The sequence below is a fragment of the Neobacillus sp. OS1-2 genome (assembly GCF_030915505.1).
Lineage (GTDB): Bacteria > Bacillota > Bacilli > Bacillales > Cytobacillaceae > Neobacillus.
This window is the reverse complement of record NZ_CP133265.1, coordinates 1,885,924-1,907,309: the sequence shown is the minus strand read 5'-3', so window position 1 is coordinate 1,907,309 and position 21,386 is coordinate 1,885,924. Positions and strand designations below refer to the sequence as shown.

The following is a 21,386-nucleotide window of genomic DNA, read 5'->3' as shown; positions in this document are numbered from 1 at the left end:
GATGGTTATTTTTTTTACGCTCTAGGCCATACGGCGCTGATCAAGGCGTGTGCGCTTTTCTTTCCATTCAGTCTTTTCAATAGAATGAAAACATGATAGTTTAGTACTATTACAATTTCGAGAGGCGAAGAATAGGTGAAATTACGATGTTTTTAATAGGAACACTTGTAAATGGGCTATTGATTATTATTGGCACACTAATTGGAAAACTTTTGAACCGTATTCCCGAAAGTATGAAAGTGACGGTTATGTTTGCGATTGGATTATCTGTGATGGTTTTAGGCCTGCAGATGGGATTAAAGAGTGAAAACTTCCTGATTGTTATTATTAGTCTTGTCGTCGGTGCGGTGGTTGGAGAACTGTTAAAACTAGAGGATAAATTAAATGACCTCGGTGGCTGGTTGGAGCTTAAAGTTGGCTCAAACGGCAAAGGCAGTATCTCGGAAGGTTTCGTGACGGCTACCTTAATCTTTGTGATTGGGGCAATGGCGATCATTGGAGCCCTCGACAGTGGCATTCGCGGTGATCATGATGTCCTCTATACAAAATCATTGATCGATGGCTTTACGGCATTAATTTTAACCACAACATTGGGCATTGGTGTCATCTTTTCTGCTATTCCTGTTGTTCTTTATGAAGGTTTAATTGCCTTGTTTGCCACTCAGATTGATCGTTTTGTTCCTCAAGCACTAATGGATCAGTTTATTGTCGAAATGACCGCAACTGGCGGTATTATGATTTTTGCGATTGGCTTGAACCTCACGGGAATGGTAAAAATTAAAGTGGCAAACCTGCTTCCAGGCATTGTTGTAACGGGAGTCATTGTAACAGTTCTATATTTTTTATAATAATTGGAATTAGCGAAGGAGGAATAGCCGAAGTCTATTGCTCCTTTTAGTTTGTCTTCTCTTCTTCCAGCCAATTTAATTCTTTCCATTCATGCTTAGAGTACAAAAGACTTGCTTTGTAAATGCCGCCCGCAATCGTTTTCGCCATTTTCATAACTAAATTTAATCGAGTGTTTTGTAACACGAAGAATTCCATAAACCCGCTGACATTTACTATGCCAGTGATATGTATGTCACCAACCTCTGGCAGATCTTTGTTCACCCCTGCACCCGGTTTAACAGGTCCATTCCCGACTTGAATCACACCGACATTTTTGATTCTCCCCAAACAAGCATCAATCCCAATAATATAGGGATTAACATGTTTCGTCTGGATTTCTTTTAGTTTTTCAGCCAGATTAACGGCATGTATAGGCTCGTCTAAGGTCCCGTAGACGTAAAAGGATTGGAGGTCCTTCTCCTCAAGGAGTGTGCCTACCAGCGGCCCTAATGAATCGCCTGTGGAGCGGTCTGTCCCGATGCAGATGAAGACGATGGGGCGTCTTGTCATATTAGGAATATTCAGGAGTAACTCTTCAGCAAGCTTTTCAGCAGCGTGAAAATCATCATGAATGATTGGTACCTTCCCCATCCTGTCAAAAAGGCTTGTTTTGAGATTCATTACGTCCACTCCCTAAAATTAATACGATAATCAGTTTTACAGTCTAGCTGCAGCGCCTAGGGGCTCGAGGTCATAAGCCAATCCGGCAAGAAGGTTAAAATGCAACCTTCTTACCGGTTCGTCTTATGCTTGTCGCCCCTGGGCAAGGCGCTTCCGCTTTTTAAACATTATACGGAAAATTCAGGAAATCTATACATGGAGAGGATAGAAAAACAAAAATTCATAATGCTATTATCTGCATAGAAAAATTGTTAAAATAGATTCAATGTAAATGGGGTTAAAGGAAGGTGCTAAAATGAGTGTCACAACAAAAGGAATTCAAGATGAGGTTACGAAACTTCAAGATGAAGATACATGGCTAAACCTTGGCGAAGGCGCGCTAAAAATTATTGCTATATTAGTTGTTGCCAATATTATTATCCGTCTTGGTAAAGTAGCCATTCACAATGTTTTTAAGATAAGAAATTTGTCACCGCTTAATACATCGGACCGCCGCGAGGATACACTTTCTAGACTACTCGACAGTGTTCTTACATATGTGGTCTATTTTATCGCGATTATGATGGTTCTTTCAGTCTTAGGAATTGATGTAAAGGCACTCATTGCTGGTGCTGGAGTTGTGGGGTTAGCAGTAGGTTTTGGAGCACAAAGCTTAGTAAAAGACGTTATTTCTGGTTTCTTCATCATCTTTGAAGACCAGTTTTCAGTAGGTGACCACGTTCGCATAGGATTATTTGAAGGAAACGTCGAAACAATAGGGTTAAGAACGACAAAACTCAAAAGCTGGACAGGTGAGGTTCATATATTACCAAATGGCAGCATCACGCAGGTCACCAATTTTTCATTAAATAATAGTCTCGCGATTATTGATATTGCCATTTCCTATGGTGAAGATATTGAACGAGCGGAAAAGGTGATTGCCGATGCCTTGGAAAAAATGCCAAGCCAATATGAAGAATTAACGAAAGCACCTGAATTGTTAGGGATTCAAACAATGGGTCCTAACGAGATTGTTTTACGGGTAATCGCGGAAACATTACCGATGAAACAGTCAGGAGTGACGCGGGGAATTCGTAAGGATATAAAACTTATTTTAGACGAAAATGGGATAAAAGCTCCAAATCTTAACTTTATGATGTACCAAAATGGATCTGGTCAATCTAAATAGAAATGGGGGGAAAGTGATGGAGGAAAAGGAATTTGCTCTAAATGATGTAGTTGAAATGAAGAAACAGCATCCATGCGGAACCAATCGCTGGAAAATCATTCGCTTGGGTATGGATATTCGGATTAAGTGTGAAGGCTGCGGGCATAGCGTTCTGATCCCAAGAAGAGAGTTTTCGCGAAAAATGAAGAAGGTTTTGGTAAAGCATGAAGAATAAATTCATGCTTTTTAGCTAGGTAGTTATCAAAGTTAGAACAGTAGATAGAGAATCGTGATTATGGGGGTGGAGATTTTGCCACAAATACAAAAAGCGGCGTGTCCATTGAATTGCTGGGATAGCTGCGGTTTCAATGTAACGATTGATCAAGATAGAGTTGTGAAGGTAGAGGGTGACCCGGAACATCCGATTACCCAGGGGAAAATTTGTGGTCGTGGACGAATGCTGGAAACAAGGGCAAACTCTTCACAGCGCTTATTGCACCCTCTGAAAAAGGTAAATGGGATATTTGAAAAAGTCTCGTGGGAACAGGCCTTGGATGAAATAGCTGCCAAATTAGTATCCATAAAAGAAAACTACGGGACAACGGCTGTTCTCCACAGTCATGATTATGCCAATAACGGGATCTTAAAAAACCTTGACCAGCGCTTTTTTAATTGTTTTGGCGGGGTAACGGAGCTTTACGGCTCACTTTGTTGGGGTTCTGGAATTGAGGCACAGAAATGGGATTTCGGAAATGCCTGGAGTCATGAACCAAATGATATTTTTAACAGTAAAAACATTATTATTTGGGGAAGAAATGTCGCCCGGACCAATATGCATTTTTACGAAAAATTACTTGAGGCAAAGAAGCTAGGGGCAAGAATAATTGTCATTGATCCACTTTTTAATGCTACGGCAAAGATTGCCGATGAATATATCACGATTAAGCCAGGGATGGACGGGGTATTAGCTGCGGGAATTATTAAGGAAATGCTTCGCTTAGGGCTAGAGGATCGCCATTTTATTGAGAAATCTACACATGGATTTGCTGACCTCGTGAAACTTATCGACGGTGTTTCCTTAGAAAAGGTCAGTGAAATGACGGAGGTCCCCTGTGAGGCAATGACCACTTTGGCACAAGTATACGCTGATAAACCAACTGCTACTTTTATGGGGTTAGGAATGCAGCGATACCAAAATGGTGGAAATACCATTCGCTTGATTGACGCCCTTGTCGCGGTCAGTGGGAATATCGGTATAGCTGGCGGCGGCGCCAATTACGCCAATCTCCAAGTGGGGCAAAGCTTTGCGTTTGATGAATTAACACTAACACAGCGCAGGAAACACCATAGGCAATTTTCAATCATGAAACAGGCAGAAGAAGTGCTAAAGGCAACAGACCCGGAAATAAAGATGATTATCGTAACTTGTGGCAACCCGCTGACACAGGTGCCTGACACCAATACGGTTGAACAAGCCTTCTCCTCTATTCCGACACTTGTCGTGATTGATCAATACCTCACGGATACGGCCATGCTTGCTGATTATGTATTACCGACGACAACGGCCTTTGAGGAGGAAGATCTTTATTATTCCTCTATGTATCATCATTATGTGAATTATGGTCCAAAGCTCGTCACCGCCCCTGGTGAGGCACGTCCTGATTTATGGATCTGGACACAATTAGCCCGTAGGCTGGGCTTCGGTGAGGATTTTGCTTTTACAAGGGAAGAGTTTCTTGAAATGACGCTTAAACCTTTAAAGGAAAAAGGCATTACCCTTGAAAAGTTAAAGTCAGATCATACCCTGGAACTTCCAGTTGGAAAACTTCCATGGCATGACCATAAATTTCAGACGCCAAGCGGGAAGTTTGAATTTACTGCCCAACAAAAAGGTCAACACGGCCTGTTAACATTAGCGGTTCCGGGTGAATCAAAGTGGAAAAGCCCTGAACTGGCAAAAAAATATCCATATCACCTGCTAACGATTCATCCAATGCGTTCCAATCACTCGCAGAATTATCATGTATGGTCTTCAAGGCCAAAGGTGAAGGTGGAGATTGCTCCAAATATTGCTGAAAGTTTGAGACTGGCAAATGGTGATTTCGTCAAGGTATGGAATGACCGTGGTGAGGTAAAAGGCTTTATTTCCATTCTGGCTAAAGCCCACCCGGACACGATTAATATCGATGAGGGGATTTGGCAGGAGTTTGGCGGATCTGTCAATCAGCTGACCTCAAGCCGGGAATCTGATAATGGTCTTGGAAGTACGCTATATGATTGTCTGGTTACTCTTGAAAAAATCAACCAACAGGAGCCTTAAGACATCGAGAATCTTCTAGCTCCAGCACACTTACGCTTTTCTTTGCTGCAGTTGTTTTTTTATCGATAGTCTCCTATAATTGTGGGAGGCTTTTTAATTACTTTTGAACGTATTTTTTAAAATAGATGTATTTTCATTGAGGAGTGAACGTGAATGGCTTTAACAGCTGGTATTGTAGGGTTGCCGAACGTTGGTAAGTCTACTCTTTTTAATGCAATAACACAGGCAGGAGCGGAATCAGCAAATTACCCCTTCTGTACGATTGACCCGAATGTCGGGATTGTCGAAGTTCCTGACCATCGTTTGCAGAAATTAACTGAATTAGTTCAACCAAAGAAAACCGTACCAACAGCCTTTGAATTTACCGATATTGCCGGGATTGTTAAGGGTGCAAGTAAAGGAGAAGGACTCGGTAACAAGTTCTTGTCGCATATCCGCCAAGTAGATGCTATTTGCCAAGTAGTACGCTGCTTTGCCGATGAAAATATCACCCATGTCTCTGGGAAGGTAGATCCGATTGATGATATTGAGACCATCAACCTCGAATTGATATTAGCGGATATGGAATCAGTCGAAAAAAGAATTAGCCGCGTTGAAAAGTTGGCCAAGCAAAAGGATAAGGATGCTGCCGCTGAATTTGAAGTTTTAGCGATGCTGCGTGATGCCTTTGAAGCAGAAAAGCCAGCACGTACGGTTGATTTCACCGAAGAGCAAATGAAATTGGTGAAAGGCCTGCATCTTTTAACCATTAAGCCTGTCCTATATGTGGCAAACGTAAGTGAAGATGAAGTGGCTAATCCAGCAGATAATGAATATGTGCAAAAGGTGCGCGAATTTGCAAAGGCTGATAATGCCGAAGTAATCGTCATTTGTGCAAAAATTGAAGAGGAAATCGCTGAGCTTGAAGGGGAAGAAAAGCAAATGTTCCTTGAAGAGCTTGGAATTGAAGAATCAGGACTTGACCAATTAATCCGTGCTGCTTATCATTTGCTCGGGTTAGCTACTTACTTTACGGCAGGTGTACAGGAGGTTCGTGCTTGGACATTCAGAAAGGGCATGAAAGCCCCGCAATGTGCCGGTGTCATCCACTCCGATTTCGAACGCGGCTTCATTCGCGCTGAAACGGTCTCATATGATGATCTTCTCGCAGCAGGCAGCCATAATGCGGCGAAAGAAGCAGGAAAAGTGCGTTTAGAAGGCAAAGAGTATGAAGTAAAAGACGGCGATGTCATCCATTTCCGTTTTAACGTGTAATTCTTTTTTAGAGGCTGACTATAGTGTCAGCTTCTTTGTTTTTGGATAAAAGTGACATAATTATGAAGTACATTGCTTTTCCACAAAAGCTGTGCTATAATTTCAACTTGTGAGTAATGAATAATTGCTCCTTGCCCATTCGGGCCGTTAGACCAAAAGGAGGTGACTGTGATGAAAAAGTACGAAATCATGTACATCATCCGCCCAAATATTGAAGATGAAGCGAAAAAGGCTCTTGTTGAGCGTTTTAACACTATTCTTCTTGATAACGGAGCGGAAACTGCTGAAACAAAGGATTGGGGTAAGCGCCGTCTAGCATACGAAATCAACGATTTCCGCGACGGATACTACGAAATCGCTAAAACTACATCTTCAGCTGCTGCAGTACAAGAATTTTCTCGTCTTGCAAAGATCAGCGAAGATATCATTCGCCATATCGTCATTAAAGAAGAAGAATAAAAATTAGCATAAATATATTTGGTAAAAAATGTTTCATGTGAAACAATTACCAAAAAAAGGAGTTGATTCTGATGATTAATCGTGTTGTGCTTGTTGGCCGTTTAACAAAAGACCCTGAATTAAAATACACACCGAATGGCATTGCTGTTGCTACCTTTACTCTTGCAGTAAATCGTCAATTTTCAAATCAGCAAGGTGAGCGTGAAGCGGACTTTCTTAACATCGTTGTTTGGCGTAAGGCTGCTGAAAATGTTGCGAACTTCCTGAAAAAGGGTAGTTTAGCTGGTGTAGACGGCAGAATTCAAGTTCGTACTTACGAGCAAGATGGAAAACGTCAGTATTTTACTGAGATTGTAGCAGATAGTGTTCAATTTCTTGAACCGAAGGGCTCTTCGGGCGGCGGCGGTAGAAGCAACGATTTTTACGGTGCTCCTCCAATGGAACCGCAAGGTAATCCATATGGCAGCGGCAATCAGAATCAACGACAAAATCAGAACCAAAATCAAAATAAAGGTTTTAATATGGATAATGATCCATTTGCTGGAAATGGTCAAATCGACATCTCTGATGATGATCTACCGTTCTAAGCAAAACCTTGAACGTGATGAAATAATAAAATAAAGGAGGGAATTTTCATGGCAGGAGGACGTAAAGGCGGTCGCGCAAAGCGTCGTAAAGTGTGCTATTTCACAGCAAATGGTATCACTCGCATCGATTACAAAGATGTAGATTTACTTAAAAAATTCATCTCTGAGCGTGGAAAAATTTTACCACGTCGTGTAACTGGTACAAGCGCTAAATACCAACGCAAACTAACAGTTGCTATCAAACGTGCACGTCAAATGGCATTACTACCATTTGTTGCTGGTGAATAAAGCTGGATAATAGTAAGCATTAAGGCAGTAAGGGACGCCCTTACTGCTTTTTTACATTTAAAAAGTTGAATCACGGCTTCTATCTGCTAAAATAGGGAGATAGGCTTATGAATTTAGAGGTGTTTAAGTGAAAAATGTACGTAAACTAACAGAGGGCGCCATCCTTTTGGCGGCATTTACCGTTCTTTTATTAGTAACAATCTATGTCCCCATTATAGGGACTTTTCTAAACTTTGTCTTGCCACTGCCGTTTATCATGTTTTCAGCCAAAAATAATATGAAGTATATTACGGCATTCTTTGTGGCGGCTGCATTTATTTCCTTTATTGCCGGCTCCGTTATGGGACTAGCCTTTATGCTAATGTACGGTGCGGTAGGAGCTGTTATTGGTTACATGCTCCAAAAGAATAAGAGCCGTACAGCGATATTAATTGCAAGCACACTCACATTAATTGTCGGATTGATTCTGTTTTATGCCGGTAGTGTGGTATTTTTTCATCTCGATTTCATTCATGAATTCACGCTGGCATTAAAGGAATCGGCCAAAATGTCAGAGGATATGCTTAAGGCAATGGGGCAAGGAGAACAAATTAAGCTTTTGAATGAACAAAACGCAAATATGATCAAGATGCTGAAAACACTCGCACCTAGCCTGTTAATCATGGTTTCCGTTATCACTGTTTTTGTGATTCAATGGGTTTGTTTTCCTATTGCTAAAAGATTTGGTATAACGGTTCAGCCGTGGGGGAGTTTTCGAAACATTTCCCTGCCAAAAAGCTTGTTATGGTACTATCTAATAGCCTTGGGGGGGCTGCTGTTGCTCCATCCTCATGAAGGAACCTATTTATACTCCGTCTTAATAAATGCGCGATACATATTAGATTATTTTATCCTTTTCCAGGGACTAGCCTTTGTTTTCTTTATTTTCCACCAGCGCTCTGTCGCTAAAGGACTTGGTGTACTTGTTGTAATTCTTACTTTCGTCCTACCAATTGTTCATTATATAATATTGTTACTAGGCATTACCGATTTAGGTTTTGATTTTAGAAAGCGATTTGAAAAAAAAGAGTAAGTCTAGCGTCAAGGAGCTGAGAACTTTGCCTGCATTTTTAAAAAAGCGGTCCATTCGTTACCCTTTTTACGGACTAATTGGCGTTATAGTCATCCTGCTCATTGTCCTGTTACTTTATAATTGGATCTTAAGTGTGGCTGGGCTGCTTTTAATGTTGATCCCCATTTACTATATGTTTGTCATTGACCATCGCGAGCGGGCAGAAATGGAAGAGTATATTTCCACCCTGTCATACCGAGTAAAAAAGGTCGGCGAAGAAGCATTGATGGAAATGCCAATTGGGATTATGCTCATCAATGAGGAATATTTTATTGAATGGTCAAACCCTTTTCTATCCTCCTATTTTGATGAGGATACATTGATTGGCAAATCGCTTTATGATATCGCTGATACGCTGATCCCATTAATTAAGCAGGAAGTGGAGACAGAAATTATTACCCTTCATGACCGAAAGTTTCGTGTCATTCATAAACGTGAAGAGCGGCTATTATACTTTTTTGATGTGACGGAACAAAAGGAAATTGAGAAGAAGTACCAGGATGACCGGACGGCAATAGCGACCATCTTTTTAGACAATTATGATGACCTGACTCAAGGTATGGATGATCAGATGCGCGGCAGTATCAATAATTTGGTCACCTCTATTTTGAATAAATGGGCCACTGATAATGGCATCTTTCTAAAGCGAGTATCATCCGAACGATTTATCGCTGTTTTTAGTGAAAGAATTCTTCGCATCCTTGAAAAAGAAAAATTTACGATCTTGGATGAGGTACGGGAATTGACTTCAAAGCAAAATGTTTCATTTACCTTAAGTATTGGGGTTGGTACGGGCGTGTCCTCGCTGCCTGAATTGGGCGTTTTAGCACAATCAAGCCTGGATCTAGCGTTAGGTCGTGGCGGCGATCAGGTAGCGATTAAACTTCCAAATGGGAAAGTGAAATTTTTTGGTGGAAAGACAAATCCAGTTGAAAAGCGGACGCGGGTACGGGCACGTGTGATCTCTCATGCTTTGAGAGATTTAATTATCGCCAGTGATAAAGTCATTATCATGGGACATAAAAACCCCGATATGGATTCAATTGGTTCAAGTATTGGAATCTACAAAGTTGCCCAAATGAATCAAAAAGAAGCGTATATCGTGGTCAATATGCAGGAAATTGATAATGGCGTAAAACGGCTTATGGATGAACTCCGACAGCAAGAACAATTATTTTCTCATTTCGTTGGTCCTGAGCAGGCACTCGAAATGGCCACTGACAAAACCTTGCTTGTTGTGGTTGATACCCATAAACCTTCAATGGTCATGGAGGAACGTTTATTAAATAGGATTGATCAAGTCGTCGTGATTGACCACCATCGCCGCGGTGAGGATTTTATCGAGAGTCCCTTGCTTGTTTACATGGAGCCTTATGCCTCTTCTACTGCGGAGCTTGTAACGGAATTTTTGGAATATCAGCCGAAACGCGGTAAAATTGAGATGATTGAGGCAACAGCCCTGCTCGCAGGTATTATCGTTGACACAAAAAGCTTTACGTTAAGAACGGGCTCACGGACCTTTGATGCTGCCTCCTACCTTCGGGCTCACGGTGCTGATACCATTCTCGTCCAGAAATTTTTAAAAGAAGACATTGATACATATATAAAAAGGTCAAAGTTAATTGAATCAGTCTCCTTCTATCGTGATGGGATTGCGATTGCAAAAGGAACGGAACAGGAACTTCATGATCAAGTGATTATTGCTCAGGCTGCCGATACATTGTTAACAATGGACGGGGTGTTAGCCTCTTTTGTCATTGCCAAACGGGGTGAGGCGGTTATTGGGATCAGTGCAAGGTCACTAGGTAATGTCAATGTACAGGTCATTATGGAAAGTTTGAAAGGCGGCGGCCATTTAACAAATGCAGCCACACAGCTGACCGGATTATCGATTGAAGAAACAGAGGCACAATTATTGCTGGCAATTGATGACTATTTTGAAGGAGTGAAAAAGGAATGAAGGTTATTTTTCTAAAGGATGTTAAAGGTAAGGGCAAAAAAGGGGAAGTAAAAAATGTTGCGGATGGCTATGCACATAACTTTTTAATTAAACAAGGGTTAGCGGTAGAAGCAAATAATTCCAGCATTAGTTCATTAGATGCCCAAAAGAAGAAGGAAGAAAAAATGGCTGCTGAAGAACTGGCAGAGGCCAAAAAGTTGAAAGAAGTGTTGGATCAAATTACGGTTGAACTAACAGCTAAGGCTGGTGAAGGCGGTCGTCTATTTGGTTCGATTACAACGAAGCAAGTGGCTGAAGAGCTCCAAAAGAAACATGGTATTAAAATTGATAAACGAAAAATGGAGTTAACGGATGCCATTCGTACTCTTGGTCACACAAAGGTGCCAGTAAAACTCCATCATGAAGTGACAGCGACATTAACGGTATCTGTGACAGAAGTAAAATAAGATGTAAATAAATTTCCAGTGCGAAGTTTTGATTAAACATGGTAGAATATAAAAAGTAAGTAATGGGACGTGATCGGTTATGACTGGTCACTTTTTTTCATTATAAATTTTTTAAGAGATAAGGAAGTATAGGTTTTTGACTTTGAGAATGCTCTAACTCTAGGCATTTTACGCCTTTAAATAAATCCTCTTGATTGGAGGCTTTTGATAGATGAATGATGTATATGCAGATCGTATGCTGCCACAAAATATTGAAGCGGAACAGGCTGTATTAGGAGCTATTTTTCTAGAGCCTTCTGCTCTTACCTTGGCTTCGGAAATCTTAATTCCTGAAGACTTTTATCGTGCTTCCCACCAAAAGATCTTTAATGTGATGCTCCATCTAAATGATCAAGGCCAAGCGGTTGACCTTGTAACGGTAACGGAGGAGCTCGCAGCAGCTAAACTGATAGAGGATATTGGCGGTGTCAGCTATTTAAGTGACTTGGCAGGCTCTGTTCCGACTGCTGCTAATATTGAGTATTATGCTAGAATCGTAGAAGAAAAGTCGCTGCTTAGACGATTAATCCGCACGGCAACCACGATTGCCTCTGATGGCTATTCGCGAGAAGATGAAGTTGAAGCCCTGTTAAGTGAGGCGGAAAAAAGTATTTTAGAGGTGGCGCAGCGAAAGAACGCTGGTGCCTTCCACAACATAAAAGATGTGCTTGTTCGCACGTATGACAATATTGAGGAGATGCATAACCGCGTTGGTGAGATTACTGGTCTTGAGACAGGGTTTGCGGAGCTTGACCGGATGACTGCTGGCTTCCAGCGGAACGATTTAATTATTGTTGGTGCTCGTCCTTCCGTTGGTAAAACAGCCTTTGCTTTAAATATTGCGCAAAATGTTGCAAAAAAAACGGGTGAAAATATTGCTATCTTTAGCCTTGAGATGGGTGCCGAGCAGCTCGTTATGCGTCTTCTCTGTGCGGAAGGAAATATTGATGCCCAAAGGCTTCGTACGGGGTCGCTGACAGAGGATGACTGGGGTAAGCTGACAATGGCAATGGGGAGCTTGTCAAATACGGGAATCTATATTGATGATACCCCCGGCGTGCGTGTCGGTGATATTCGCTCTAAATGCCGCCGCTTAAAGCAAGAGCACGGCTTAGGGATGATTTTGATTGACTATTTACAGCTTATTTTAGGAAACGGCCGTTCTGGCGAAAATCGTCAGCAGGAGGTATCGGAAATATCCCGTTCCCTTAAGCAATTAGCTCGTGAGCTGCAAGTGCCAGTTATTGCCCTTTCGCAGCTTTCCCGTGGTGTCGAGCAGCGTCAGGATAAACGGCCCATGATGTCTGATATTCGTGAGTCAGGTTCGATCGAGCAGGATGCCGATATCGTTGCCTTCCTCTATCGTGACGATTATTATGATAAAGAGTCAGAGTCTAAGAACATCATTGAAATCATTATTGCCAAACAGCGTAATGGCCCTACAGGTACTGTTTCGTTGGCTTTTGTGAAAGAATACAATAAATTTGTTAATATAGAAACACGTTATGATTCTCCGCCTGGTGCGTAGTGAGTCGGTTCATTCTTGGACCGGCTCTTTTTTATTGTCCAGCTCCAGCGCCTAGCCCCTCGAGGTCATAAGTGGCTTATGCTTGTCGGGGCTGATCAAGGCGCTTGCGCTTTTCTTATTCTCATAGATTGCTATTTTCACGAACGTATTTCATATTTTTATATAAAATGTTCGTGTTTTGTTTGATTTTTAGTTGTAGAATTGATAAACTATGATGGTGTGATAATAAATTATTTACTGGAACAAAAATTTTGGAGGTGCCTTTCATGTCATCAGTAGTGGTTGTTGGGACGCAATGGGGAGACGAGGGAAAAGGGAAAATTACAGACTTCCTTTCAGAAAATGCAGAGGTCATTGCCCGTTATCAAGGCGGCAACAATGCAGGCCATACAATTAAGTTCAATGGGGAAACCTACAAATTGCACTTAATTCCTTCAGGGATTTTTAATAAAGAAAAAATAAGTGTCATTGGCAACGGAATGGTTGTGGATCCCAAAGCGCTTGTAACAGAGCTCGCTTATTTACATGAAAAGGGAATCACTACTGAAAATCTCCGGATTAGTAATCGTGCCCATGTGATCCTTCCCTATCATTTAAAATTGGATGAAGTAGAAGAAGCACGAAAAGGTGCCAATAAGATCGGAACAACAAAAAAAGGAATCGGACCTGCCTATATGGATAAGGCGGCTCGAGTGGGTATTCGAATTGCCGATTTACTTGACCGTGAAATATTTGAGGAGAAATTAATTCAGAACCTTGAAGAAAAGAATCGCTTATTTGAGCGGATTTATGAGACAGAGGGCTTTAAGAAAGAAGATATTCTTGATGAATATTATGAATATGGCCAACAGGTTAAAAAGTATGTTTGCGATACATCTGTTGTATTAAATGATGCCTTGGATGATGGTAAACGTGTATTATTTGAAGGGGCTCAAGGGGTTATGCTTGATATTGACCAGGGTACCTACCCATTCGTAACCTCATCAAACCCAGTAGCCGGAGGAGTAACCATCGGTTCAGGTGTCGGTCCATCGAAAATCACTCATGTTGTCGGTGTTTGTAAAGCATACACTTCTCGTGTTGGTGATGGTCCGTTCCCTACGGAGTTGAATAATGAAACTGGCAATCGCATCCGTGAAGTGGGACGCGAGTATGGGACTACAACTGGACGCCCACGCCGTGTCGGTTGGTTTGATAGTGTTGTTGTGCGTCATGCCCGCCGTGTCAGCGGTTTAACCGACTTATCCCTTAATTCCATCGATGTGTTAACAGGGATTGAGACACTTAAGATTTGTACCGCTTATCGTTATAAGGATGAAGTGATTACTGAATACCCTGCAAACTTAAGGGTGTTATCTCAATGTGAACCGATTTATGAAGAACTTCCAGGCTGGACAGAGGATATTACGGGAGTTAGAACGTTAGATGAATTACCTGTAAATGCCCGTCACTATGTGGAACGTGTCACACAGCTGACAGGTATTCCATTGTCGACCTTCTCTGTAGGTCCTGACCGGACACAAACAAATGTCGTCCGCAGCCCTTGGAGGCAGATCTAATAATAATGAATGGGGCCCTCTTTTTGGAGGGCTTCAAACCTTTATAAAAAGTTTTTTAAAAAAGTATTGCATTAATAATAACATCCATGATATTATAAAAAGCGTCGTCACGATACGGCAATAAGTACGAGCCATTAGCTCAGTTGGTAGAGCATCTGACTTTTAATCAGAGGGTCGAAGGTTCGAGTCCTTCATGGCTCACCAAAGTTTTTTGCCAAAGCAAAATAACTTTCATATTATGGCCCCTTGGTCAAGCGGTTAAGACACCTCCCTTTCACGGAGGTAACACGGGTTCGAGTCCCGTAGGGGTCATTTGGTCTGGTAGTTCAGTTGGTTAGAATGCCTGCCTGTCACGCAGGAGGTCGCGGGTTCGAGTCCCGTCCAGACCGCCACTTAAAATGGCTCAGTAGCTCAGTCGGTAGAGCAAAGGACTGAAAATCCTTGTGTCGGCGGTTCGATTCCGTCCTGAGCCATTCAAAAAAGAGGTCTGCACACGCAGACTTCTTTTTTTACCCTCATTGTTGTTACTCTTGTAATAGGATTGTAATAATTACTCCTATTTTTTACAAAATACTCCTTTTGTTTGTCCGATTTTGTCATATGTATGTCTATTACTCTAGAACTATATCAAACCTTGATATAATAGGCTTTATCCCCCATCTTTTCAAAAAAATCCATTTGGAAAATACGAAGAATTGACTAGCATATTTCAATAAAATGTAGGAAAATGTCAGCTATTATACATTTTTGTTACATTATAAAGACTCCGAATTTTTTTAAATCAAACTATGTTAAAGTAAAGGAGGCTAAAATTCTGGAAAACGCTTTACAAGATTAAAAGTCTAGTAGATAAGGGTTTTACCGTGGTTTAGGAGGAAAAAATGTTATTTTCAAATAAAAAATCAAAAGGGTTTTTATTCTTAAAGACAACTGTTGTTACTGCCGTGGCTGCTTCTGTCATTGCCTTTAGTAACGGACCGGTTGCATTTGCGACATCATCAAAAATGACCACCATTTATCATGTGTATGTGAATGGTACCTATATAGGCAATGTTACGGATAAAGAAGTAGTAAATAAACTCATCGCTGAGAAGGTCGACTCCGCCAAGTTATCTCTAAAGGATGTAAATTTCAACATTGGTTCACAGGTTCAATACATACCAGAACAGGTTTTCCAAGCTGCAACGACAAATCAAGAGACAGTCCAAACGATTAAAAATACGTTTGAACTTCAGGCAGAAGCTTCCGCAATCGTGATCGATGGCACGCCTGCTGTTTACTTGGATAGTAAAGAGACAGCTGAAGAAGTGATGAAAAAGCTGAAGCTGCAATATGTGACTGAGGATCAATTAGCGGAACTAGAGACACGAAAAGCGCAAGAAACTACGACCTTACCTGCATTACAAGAAAATCAATCTCGACTATTAGACGTTCGTTTATCAAAAAATGTTTCAATTGAAGCGAAAAATATTGCTCCAGAAAAAATATTGTCTGCAGATGATGCAGTTGCCTTTTTACAAAAGGGCACCTTAGAAGAAAAGAAGTATGCGGTTCAAGAAGGTGATGTCCTCGGAACAATTGCTGAAAAGCATGGGTTGGCGAAAGCGGACCTTATGGCTTTAAACCCTGGTTTAACAGAGGACTCTCTTTTACAAATCGGGCAGGACCTGAATGTCACAGCACTTAAACCATTTGTAGAAGTAGTTGTTGATAAGGAAGTAAACCAAAAAGAAGAAATGCCTTTTGCGAATGAAGTGGTTGAGGACGCATCGATGCCAAAGGGTGATACAAAGGAGAAACAAGCAGGTCAAAATGGTTCTCGTTCGGTTACGTATGCGATCTCTGAACAAAATGGTGTAACGATTAAAAAAGAGCAAACAAATGAACAGATTCTATCGCAACCTATCAACCACATTGTGGTAAAGGGAACAAAGGTCATTCCTTCCCGCGGTGAAGGCAGCTTTGCCTGGCCGACCGTTGGCGGTTATGTGTCCAGTCAAATGGGCCATCGCTGGGGCAGAATGCACAAAGGAATTGATATTGCCAGACCGGGCAACTTAACGATTAAGGCAGCTGATAACGGTGTAGTTGTTTCCGCAGGGTTCACTGGCGATGGCTATGGTAATAAGGTAATCATCGACCATCAAAATGGGATGCGTACACTCTACGGCCACATGTCATCAGTGAATGTTAGAGTGGGGCAAACGGTGGCAAAAGGTACAGCGATAGGTGTCATGGGTGCAACCGGTGATGCAACAGGTGTACATCTCCATTTCGAAGTGTACAAAAATGGCAGCTTAGTTAACCCACTTTCTGTTTTACATTAATAGCGAAAAAAGTCTCTAGCAGATGCTGGAGGCTTTTTACTTTAAACGAGTTAAACAGACAATATTTCCCATGCCAATTGTGTTAAATGATAGTAATGGATGAATTTACGTAAATAAAATGGTAAAGTAAACTAGTACAGTTATGACTTCTAGTTAATTTTAATTATATAGATTGTAAATGAATGAAAAGGAGCAATGGTATGGATAAGAAAATTCTTGTTGTTGACGATGAAAAACCAATTGCTGATATTTTGCAGTTCAACTTAAAAAAAGAAGGATATGTGGTTTATTGCGCTTACGATGGAAACGAAGCGCTCCGATTGGTAGATGAAATACAGCCTGACTTAATTCTCTTGGACATCATGCTCCCGCAAAGAGACGGGATGGAAGTGTGCCGTGAGGTTCGGAAGAAATATGAAATGCCCATCATTATGCTAACAGCCAAGGATTCGGAAATTGATAAAGTGTTAGGGCTTGAGCTGGGTGCGGATGATTATGTGACAAAGCCATTTAGCACGAGGGAATTAATTGCCCGTGTAAAGGCAAATTTACGTCGCCACAACCAAATCCTAACGCAGGCAGATGCGGAAAATGAAACAAATGAAATTGAAATTGGCTCGCTAGTGATTCACCCTGATGCCTATGTTGTCTCAAAACGGGGTGAAACGATTGAACTCACACACCGTGAATTTGAATTGCTCTACTATTTAGCGCAGCATATTGGCCAGGTTATGACGAGAGAGCATTTGCTGCAAACGGTATGGGGGTATGATTATTACGGGGATGTACGGACTGTCGATGTGACCGTTAGACGCTTGCGTGAAAAAATTGAGGACAGCCCGAGCCATCCAACATGGATTGTCACACGTCGTGGGGTTGGCTACTATTTACGTAATCCTGAACAGGAGTAGCACTAAATGAAAAAGGTTGGTTTCTTTCGCTCTATACACGTAAAATTTGTGATCATCTATGTCCTCCTTATCTTAGTAGCCATGCAAATTATTGGAGTTTATTTTGTCAAACAGCTTGAAGAAACATTACGAACAAACTTCCAATCCTCGTTAAAGGAACGGATCAATTTGCTTGCCTATAATATTGTGGAGGAAATGGAAAAGGAAAGAACACCTGAAGACCCTACCGTCGAAGAGGATATTAAGAAAATCCTGCGCGACTTCAACGCTGGGGATATATCTGAGGTCCGTGTCATTGAAAATAGATCGCTTAAAATTCTGGGGACCTCGCATCAAAGTAACCAAGGCGTTGTCGGGCAAAGAACAACGGAGCTTCGAATCAAACAATCGATGGTGTTAGAAGAGGATCAGAGTGCGATTAAAATTGATCCACAAACAGGACATCGAATTTGGGTCCTTTCTACCCCGATAAAGTCAGGGAAAAAAGTGATCGGCGCTATTGATCTTGTCGCGAAAATTGAAAATGTGTTTGGACAAATGAAAACGATAAATAAGATTTTTGCTACTGGAACAGGAATCGCCTTATCGATTACTGCCGTATTAGGGATTTTGTTGGCACAGACCATAACTAGACCCATTGCTGATATGAAGAAGCAGGCACAAGCGATGGCAAAAGGGAACTTCTCACGGAAGGTGAAAGTATACGGTAATGATGAAATAGGGACATTGGCAATTGCCTTTAATAACCTGACAAAAAAGCTTCAGGAAGCGCAAGCGGGAACGGAAGGAGAACGTAGAAAGCTGTCATCGGTCCTATCCTATATGACGGATGGCGTAATTGCTACCGACAGAAAAGGACGGGTTATCTTAATCAATGAGCCTGCTGCCGACATGCTGAATGTTTCACGTGAAACAGTCCTTTCCCAGCCAATTGTCTCATTATTAAGTTTAGAAGATACGAATACCTTCGAGGACCTGCTTGAGGAAAAGGACTCTTTAATATTAGACTATAGTACAAAAGCAGAACGTTATATATTAAGGGCTAACTTCTCCGTTATTCAAAAAGAAACAGGTTTTGTGAATGGGTTAATTTGTGTCCTCCATGATATTACGGAGCAGGAAAAGGTGGATGCAGAAAGAAGAGAATTTGTTGCGAATGTTTCTCATGAACTAAGGACGCCACTCACAACGATGCGCAGTTACTTAGAAGCACTTGCGGATGGGGCATGGCAGGATGAGGAAATTGCGCCCAACTTTTTAGAGGTAACACGGACCGAAACGGAGCGGATGATCCGTCTTGTTAATGACTTGCTGCAATTATCCAAGATGGATAGTACGGATTACAAGCTAAACATGGAGTGGGTGAACTTTGTCGATTTCTACGACCGGATCATCGATCGGTTTGAGATGTCCAAGGAGCAAAATGTTATCTTCAAAAGAAAGCTGCCAAAGCAAGCCATCTTTGTCGAAATCGATGAAGACAAAATGACCCAGGTATTATACAACATTATTTCCAACGCCTTAAAGTATTCACCAGAAGGTGGTCGGGTTACTTTTTCGATAAAGGAAAAGGAAGATAAGATTATTGCCAGTGTGTCCGACCAAGGAGTGGGGATTCCGAAAGAGAATATTGGTAAGATATTCGACCGTTTTTTTCGTGTGGATAAGGCAAGGACCCGAAAATTGGGCGGGACAGGACTTGGACTGGCGATTGCAAAGGAAATGGTTCATGCTCATGGCGGGGATATTTGGGTGAAAAGTGAGGAAGGAAAAGGAACGGAAATTTCCTTTACACTGCCATATGAGCGTTCTGAAGAGGATGAATGGTCATGAGATACGAAAATATTAAGTCAGGCATTTTAACCATATTAGTCTTGGTTAGTATTCTGTTAACATGGAGTCTTTGGACTTACCAGCCCAAATTTGACATGCTCGAGGAAAATAGCAATTATGTTGCCGGAGTAACGGTAAGTGAGAAACAAGAGGTTCAGAAAATTGTTAAACCAGATCAAGTATTGTTCCACATAAAAGGTCAGCATTATGGAACAAACAGCTCAGCTGAACTTGAGAAGCTGATGAAGGATATGGGCCGGTGGTCGATTTTTGATGTAAGAAACTATTCGGATAAAGTGGAAAACATCGAGGAATTAATCCATAGCAGTGGTAACGCCGAGATTATTTTCCCTGGTGAGGTTCCGATTGAATTATATCGAAGTGTGTTAACGATTGAAGGAAAAAGGGTCCCTTCCTTCAACTTCAATCGAATTTTGATTAATGTTGATAATGCAGAAAAGGAAAATGGAATTTTATATTTTGTTTCCTCTGAAAATCAACAAGTCTATATCGGTCATATCTCATCCGCTAATGTAAATGAATTTAATCGTGAATTTTATAAAAATGCTAACCGCTACCCTCAGTATTTCGCTTATAAAGCAACTGACAAGCATACGCTCTTTCTGCCCGAAGCTGAAACAGAGATGACCGCGTATAAATATTTACCGGTTACGCTTAATTCTGATGAATTTAAGGGTGCCCTTTTTAACGACCCAAGGTTTGTTCAAAAAAGTTTTGTATTACCGCAAAGTGAGGAATACACGAACGACTCGAGTAAATTGATTATCAATAATGATACCAATATTCTTAGTTATGTGAATCCGACTGCAGCTGACAATTATCTTGACAGCTCTTATGGTCTAGTGAAAAGAAGTATTGATTTTGTAAATGAACACGGTGGTTGGACAGATGCCTTTCGGTACGTTTCAAAAAGTGAATATAAACAATCTGTTACCTTCCGATTATACAGCATGGAAGGATATCCTGTTTTTAACGATAGGGGACTTTCTGAAATTAATGAAGTCTGGGGTAAGGATGAAATTAATAGGTATGTCCGGCCCAATATTTCATTAGATTTAGTAACAGAAACAAAAAAGGCTACCCTCCCATCGGGACATGCTGTCGTGGAGTATTTACAGAAGAAGAAAAACTTTAAGCCAGAGCTTCTTGATAAACTGATTTTGGGCTATCGAATGGACAGGGATTCGGAGGAGAAAAAATTAATCCTTTTAGAACCTGCCTGGTTCTATCTTTATGATGGAAATTGGGAGCAAATTACGATGGAAAATCAGGGAGGATTGAAGTATGGATTGGAGTAAAATAAAAACTATTTTTATTATTACCTTCTTAATTCTGGATGTGTATCTCCTATTTCAATTCATGGAAGTCCGGGATGCCAATAAGTATGAAATAGCCACAGAGGCTTCTTTTGAAGAAAAACTGAAGGCAGATGAAATTACCTATAATGAGCTTCCGAAGACATCGATAAAGGGGCAATATCTCAGTTCAACGTCTAAGACCTTTTCGAAGGGTGATTTAGCAAAGCTGAAAGGTCAGGCAGTTTCAGTAAAGGATGCGGGCAATACGTTGCAGGTAACCTTGGATAGGCCCATTCAATTAAGTGCAAAATTTGAGCCAGCCGATCTATCTGCTTTTTTTAAGGAAAATGTCCTTTTCGGTGAACACTATCAATTTTGGGAGAAAGATGATAAGAAAAATACAATTACCTATCTTCAACAATATGAATCATTCCCCCTATATCAAAATTTAAAAGGAATGATTACATTTACGCTCAATGGCGATAATCAAATTATTTCTTACGAACAAACCTATTTAGAGGACTTTAAAACGCTAACAGCCAAGGAGGATATCCTCACTCCAATAAAAGCAATTGAAACGTTGCATCAAAAGGGTGTATTACGGCCAAAGAGTAAAATTACTAAGATTGAACTTGGTTATTCTTCCAAGGTCAAATTAGCGGCTTCCCAGGTGTTAGCACCAACCTGGCGTTTTGTTGTTAATGAAAAGGAAAATTTGTTTGTCAATGCCTTTGAAGGGCAAATTATTGATTTTAATAGTGATGAAAATAGTAAAGTGGAGTGAGGCAG

19 protein-coding genes and 4 tRNA genes are annotated in these 21,386 nt (G+C 41.0%); 22 read left to right on the top strand and 1 reads right to left on the bottom strand.

Features of this window, described 5'->3' with window-relative positions; translation table 11 throughout:
• Nucleotides 1–146 precede the first annotated feature (146 nt).
• The gene (locus RCG19_RS09325) at nucleotides 147–848 is read left to right on the top strand and encodes a DUF554 domain-containing protein (RefSeq protein ID WP_308110624.1); all 702 of its coding nucleotides are present in this window, start codon (nucleotides 147–149) and stop codon (nucleotides 846–848) included.
• A 46-nt stretch (nucleotides 849–894) separates the two neighbouring features.
• On the opposite strand, the gene yyaC is transcribed toward RCG19_RS09325, so the two are convergent.
• Nucleotides 895–1,509, bottom strand: coding sequence for a spore protease YyaC (gene yyaC, locus RCG19_RS09320; RefSeq protein WP_308110623.1), 615 nt, complete (start codon nucleotides 1,507–1,509; stop codon nucleotides 895–897).
• Nucleotides 1,510–1,804: 295 nt separating this feature from the next.
• On the opposite strand from yyaC, the gene RCG19_RS09315 reads away from it, so the two are divergent.
• The 21 genes from RCG19_RS09315 to RCG19_RS09215 all read left to right on the top strand — a co-directional run bounded on the left by RCG19_RS09315 (nucleotide 1,805) and on the right by RCG19_RS09215 (nucleotide 21,381).
• Nucleotides 1,805–2,677, top strand: a complete 873-nt coding sequence (locus tag RCG19_RS09315) for a mechanosensitive ion channel family protein (RefSeq protein ID WP_308110622.1) — start codon at nucleotides 1,805–1,807, stop codon at nucleotides 2,675–2,677.
• A 16-nt stretch (nucleotides 2,678–2,693) separates the two neighbouring features.
• The gene (locus tag RCG19_RS09310; protein WP_166245282.1) at nucleotides 2,694–2,891 is read left to right on the top strand and encodes a DUF951 domain-containing protein; all 198 of its coding nucleotides are present in this window, start codon (nucleotides 2,694–2,696) and stop codon (nucleotides 2,889–2,891) included.
• 75 nt (nucleotides 2,892–2,966) lie between these two features.
• Complete coding sequence (locus tag RCG19_RS09305) at nucleotides 2,967–4,976, top strand: molybdopterin-dependent oxidoreductase (RefSeq protein WP_308110621.1); 2,010 nt, start codon at nucleotides 2,967–2,969, stop codon at nucleotides 4,974–4,976.
• A gap of 153 nt (nucleotides 4,977–5,129) precedes the next feature.
• Nucleotides 5,130–6,230 carry a redox-regulated ATPase YchF gene (ychF, locus tag RCG19_RS09300; protein WP_308110620.1) on the top strand — a complete coding sequence of 367 codons (1,101 nt, stop codon included), beginning with the start codon at nucleotides 5,130–5,132 and terminating at the stop codon, nucleotides 6,228–6,230.
• Between the two features lie 171 nt (nucleotides 6,231–6,401).
• Nucleotides 6,402–6,689 (top strand): 30S ribosomal protein S6, encoded by a 288-nt coding sequence (gene rpsF, locus RCG19_RS09295; RefSeq protein ID WP_007088221.1) that lies wholly within the window; start codon nucleotides 6,402–6,404, stop codon nucleotides 6,687–6,689.
• A gap of 71 nt (nucleotides 6,690–6,760) precedes the next feature.
• On the top strand, nucleotides 6,761–7,276 hold the full coding sequence (ssb, locus tag RCG19_RS09290) for a single-stranded DNA-binding protein (RefSeq protein ID WP_166245288.1): 516 nt from the start codon (nucleotides 6,761–6,763) through the stop codon (nucleotides 7,274–7,276).
• 48 nt (nucleotides 7,277–7,324) lie between these two features.
• Nucleotides 7,325–7,564 carry a 30S ribosomal protein S18 gene (rpsR, locus tag RCG19_RS09285; protein WP_007088219.1) on the top strand — a complete coding sequence of 80 codons (240 nt, stop codon included), beginning with the start codon at nucleotides 7,325–7,327 and terminating at the stop codon, nucleotides 7,562–7,564.
• Nucleotides 7,565–7,691: 127 nt separating this feature from the next.
• Entirely contained in the window at nucleotides 7,692–8,636 is a 945-nt protein-coding gene (locus RCG19_RS09280; RefSeq protein ID WP_308110619.1) for a YybS family protein, read from the top strand.
• A gap of 25 nt (nucleotides 8,637–8,661) precedes the next feature.
• Nucleotides 8,662–10,635 carry a DHH family phosphoesterase gene (locus tag RCG19_RS09275; RefSeq protein WP_166245292.1) on the top strand — a complete coding sequence of 658 codons (1,974 nt, stop codon included), beginning with the start codon at nucleotides 8,662–8,664 and terminating at the stop codon, nucleotides 10,633–10,635.
• On the top strand, nucleotides 10,632–11,081 hold the full coding sequence (gene rplI, locus RCG19_RS09270) for a 50S ribosomal protein L9 (RefSeq protein ID WP_308110618.1): 450 nt from the start codon (nucleotides 10,632–10,634) through the stop codon (nucleotides 11,079–11,081). The genes RCG19_RS09275 and rplI overlap by 4 nt, the downstream gene beginning before the upstream one ends.
• A gap of 211 nt (nucleotides 11,082–11,292) precedes the next feature.
• Complete coding sequence (dnaB, locus tag RCG19_RS09265) at nucleotides 11,293–12,648, top strand: replicative DNA helicase (protein ID WP_166245297.1); 1,356 nt, start codon at nucleotides 11,293–11,295, stop codon at nucleotides 12,646–12,648.
• 266 nt (nucleotides 12,649–12,914) lie between these two features.
• Complete coding sequence (locus tag RCG19_RS09260; protein WP_308110617.1) at nucleotides 12,915–14,207, top strand: adenylosuccinate synthase; 1,293 nt, start codon at nucleotides 12,915–12,917, stop codon at nucleotides 14,205–14,207.
• 128 nt (nucleotides 14,208–14,335) lie between these two features.
• Nucleotides 14,336–14,411 (top strand) — tRNA-Lys (locus RCG19_RS09255).
• 36 nt (nucleotides 14,412–14,447) lie between these two features.
• Nucleotides 14,448–14,519 (top strand) — tRNA-Glu (locus tag RCG19_RS09250).
• 3 nt (nucleotides 14,520–14,522) lie between these two features.
• A tRNA-Asp gene (locus tag RCG19_RS09245) sits at nucleotides 14,523–14,599 on the top strand.
• Nucleotides 14,600–14,607: 8 nt separating this feature from the next.
• Nucleotides 14,608–14,680: transfer RNA gene (locus RCG19_RS09240), tRNA-Phe, on the top strand.
• 408 nt (nucleotides 14,681–15,088) lie between these two features.
• Nucleotides 15,089–16,534, top strand: coding sequence for a peptidoglycan DD-metalloendopeptidase family protein (locus RCG19_RS09235; protein ID WP_308110616.1), 1,446 nt, complete (start codon nucleotides 15,089–15,091; stop codon nucleotides 16,532–16,534).
• 200 nt (nucleotides 16,535–16,734) lie between these two features.
• A complete protein-coding gene (gene yycF, locus RCG19_RS09230) occupies nucleotides 16,735–17,445 on the top strand; it encodes a response regulator YycF (RefSeq protein WP_166245526.1) in 711 nt (236 codons plus the stop codon).
• Nucleotides 17,446–17,451: 6 nt separating this feature from the next.
• Nucleotides 17,452–19,278, top strand: a complete 1,827-nt coding sequence (gene walK / locus RCG19_RS09225; protein ID WP_308110615.1) for a cell wall metabolism sensor histidine kinase WalK — start codon at nucleotides 17,452–17,454, stop codon at nucleotides 19,276–19,278.
• Nucleotides 19,275–20,597, top strand: coding sequence for a YycH family regulatory protein (locus RCG19_RS09220; protein ID WP_308110614.1), 1,323 nt, complete (start codon nucleotides 19,275–19,277; stop codon nucleotides 20,595–20,597). Before walK ends, RCG19_RS09220 begins: the two co-directional genes overlap by 4 nt.
• Nucleotides 20,584–21,381, top strand: a complete 798-nt coding sequence (locus RCG19_RS09215) for a two-component system regulatory protein YycI (protein ID WP_166245521.1) — start codon at nucleotides 20,584–20,586, stop codon at nucleotides 21,379–21,381. The genes RCG19_RS09220 and RCG19_RS09215 overlap by 14 nt, the downstream gene beginning before the upstream one ends.
• The last annotated feature ends 5 nt before the right edge of the window (nucleotides 21,382–21,386 follow it).

Excerpts from the sequence above, each read along its gene's own strand:
- yycF (WP_166245526.1), top strand. The coding sequence starts at position 16,735 with ATGGATAAGAAAATTCTTGTTGTTGACGATGAAAAACCAATTGCTGAT.
- dnaB (WP_166245297.1), top strand. The coding sequence starts at position 11,293 with ATGAATGATGTATATGCAGATCGTATGCTGCCACAAAATATTGAAGCG.
- rplI (WP_308110618.1), top strand. The coding sequence starts at position 10,632 with ATGAAGGTTATTTTTCTAAAGGATGTTAAAGGTAAGGGCAAAAAAGGG.
- RCG19_RS09325 (WP_308110624.1), top strand. The coding sequence starts at position 147 with ATGTTTTTAATAGGAACACTTGTAAATGGGCTATTGATTATTATTGGC.
- RCG19_RS09235 (WP_308110616.1), top strand. The coding sequence starts at position 15,089 with ATGTTATTTTCAAATAAAAAATCAAAAGGGTTTTTATTCTTAAAGACA.
- RCG19_RS09310 (WP_166245282.1), top strand. The coding sequence starts at position 2,694 with ATGGAGGAAAAGGAATTTGCTCTAAATGATGTAGTTGAAATGAAGAAA.
- RCG19_RS09220 (WP_308110614.1), top strand. The coding sequence starts at position 19,275 with ATGAGATACGAAAATATTAAGTCAGGCATTTTAACCATATTAGTCTTG.
- RCG19_RS09215 (WP_166245521.1), top strand. The coding sequence starts at position 20,584 with ATGGATTGGAGTAAAATAAAAACTATTTTTATTATTACCTTCTTAATT.
- RCG19_RS09315 (WP_308110622.1), top strand. The coding sequence starts at position 1,805 with ATGAGTGTCACAACAAAAGGAATTCAAGATGAGGTTACGAAACTTCAA.
- rpsF (WP_007088221.1), top strand. The coding sequence starts at position 6,402 with ATGAAAAAGTACGAAATCATGTACATCATCCGCCCAAATATTGAAGAT.
- rpsR (WP_007088219.1), top strand. The coding sequence starts at position 7,325 with ATGGCAGGAGGACGTAAAGGCGGTCGCGCAAAGCGTCGTAAAGTGTGC.
- ssb (WP_166245288.1), top strand. The coding sequence starts at position 6,761 with ATGATTAATCGTGTTGTGCTTGTTGGCCGTTTAACAAAAGACCCTGAA.
- yyaC (WP_308110623.1), bottom strand. The coding sequence starts at position 1,509 with ATGAATCTCAAAACAAGCCTTTTTGACAGGATGGGGAAGGTACCAATC.
- RCG19_RS09260 (WP_308110617.1), top strand. The coding sequence starts at position 12,915 with ATGTCATCAGTAGTGGTTGTTGGGACGCAATGGGGAGACGAGGGAAAA.
- walK (WP_308110615.1), top strand. The coding sequence starts at position 17,452 with ATGAAAAAGGTTGGTTTCTTTCGCTCTATACACGTAAAATTTGTGATC.
- ychF (WP_308110620.1), top strand. The coding sequence starts at position 5,130 with ATGGCTTTAACAGCTGGTATTGTAGGGTTGCCGAACGTTGGTAAGTCT.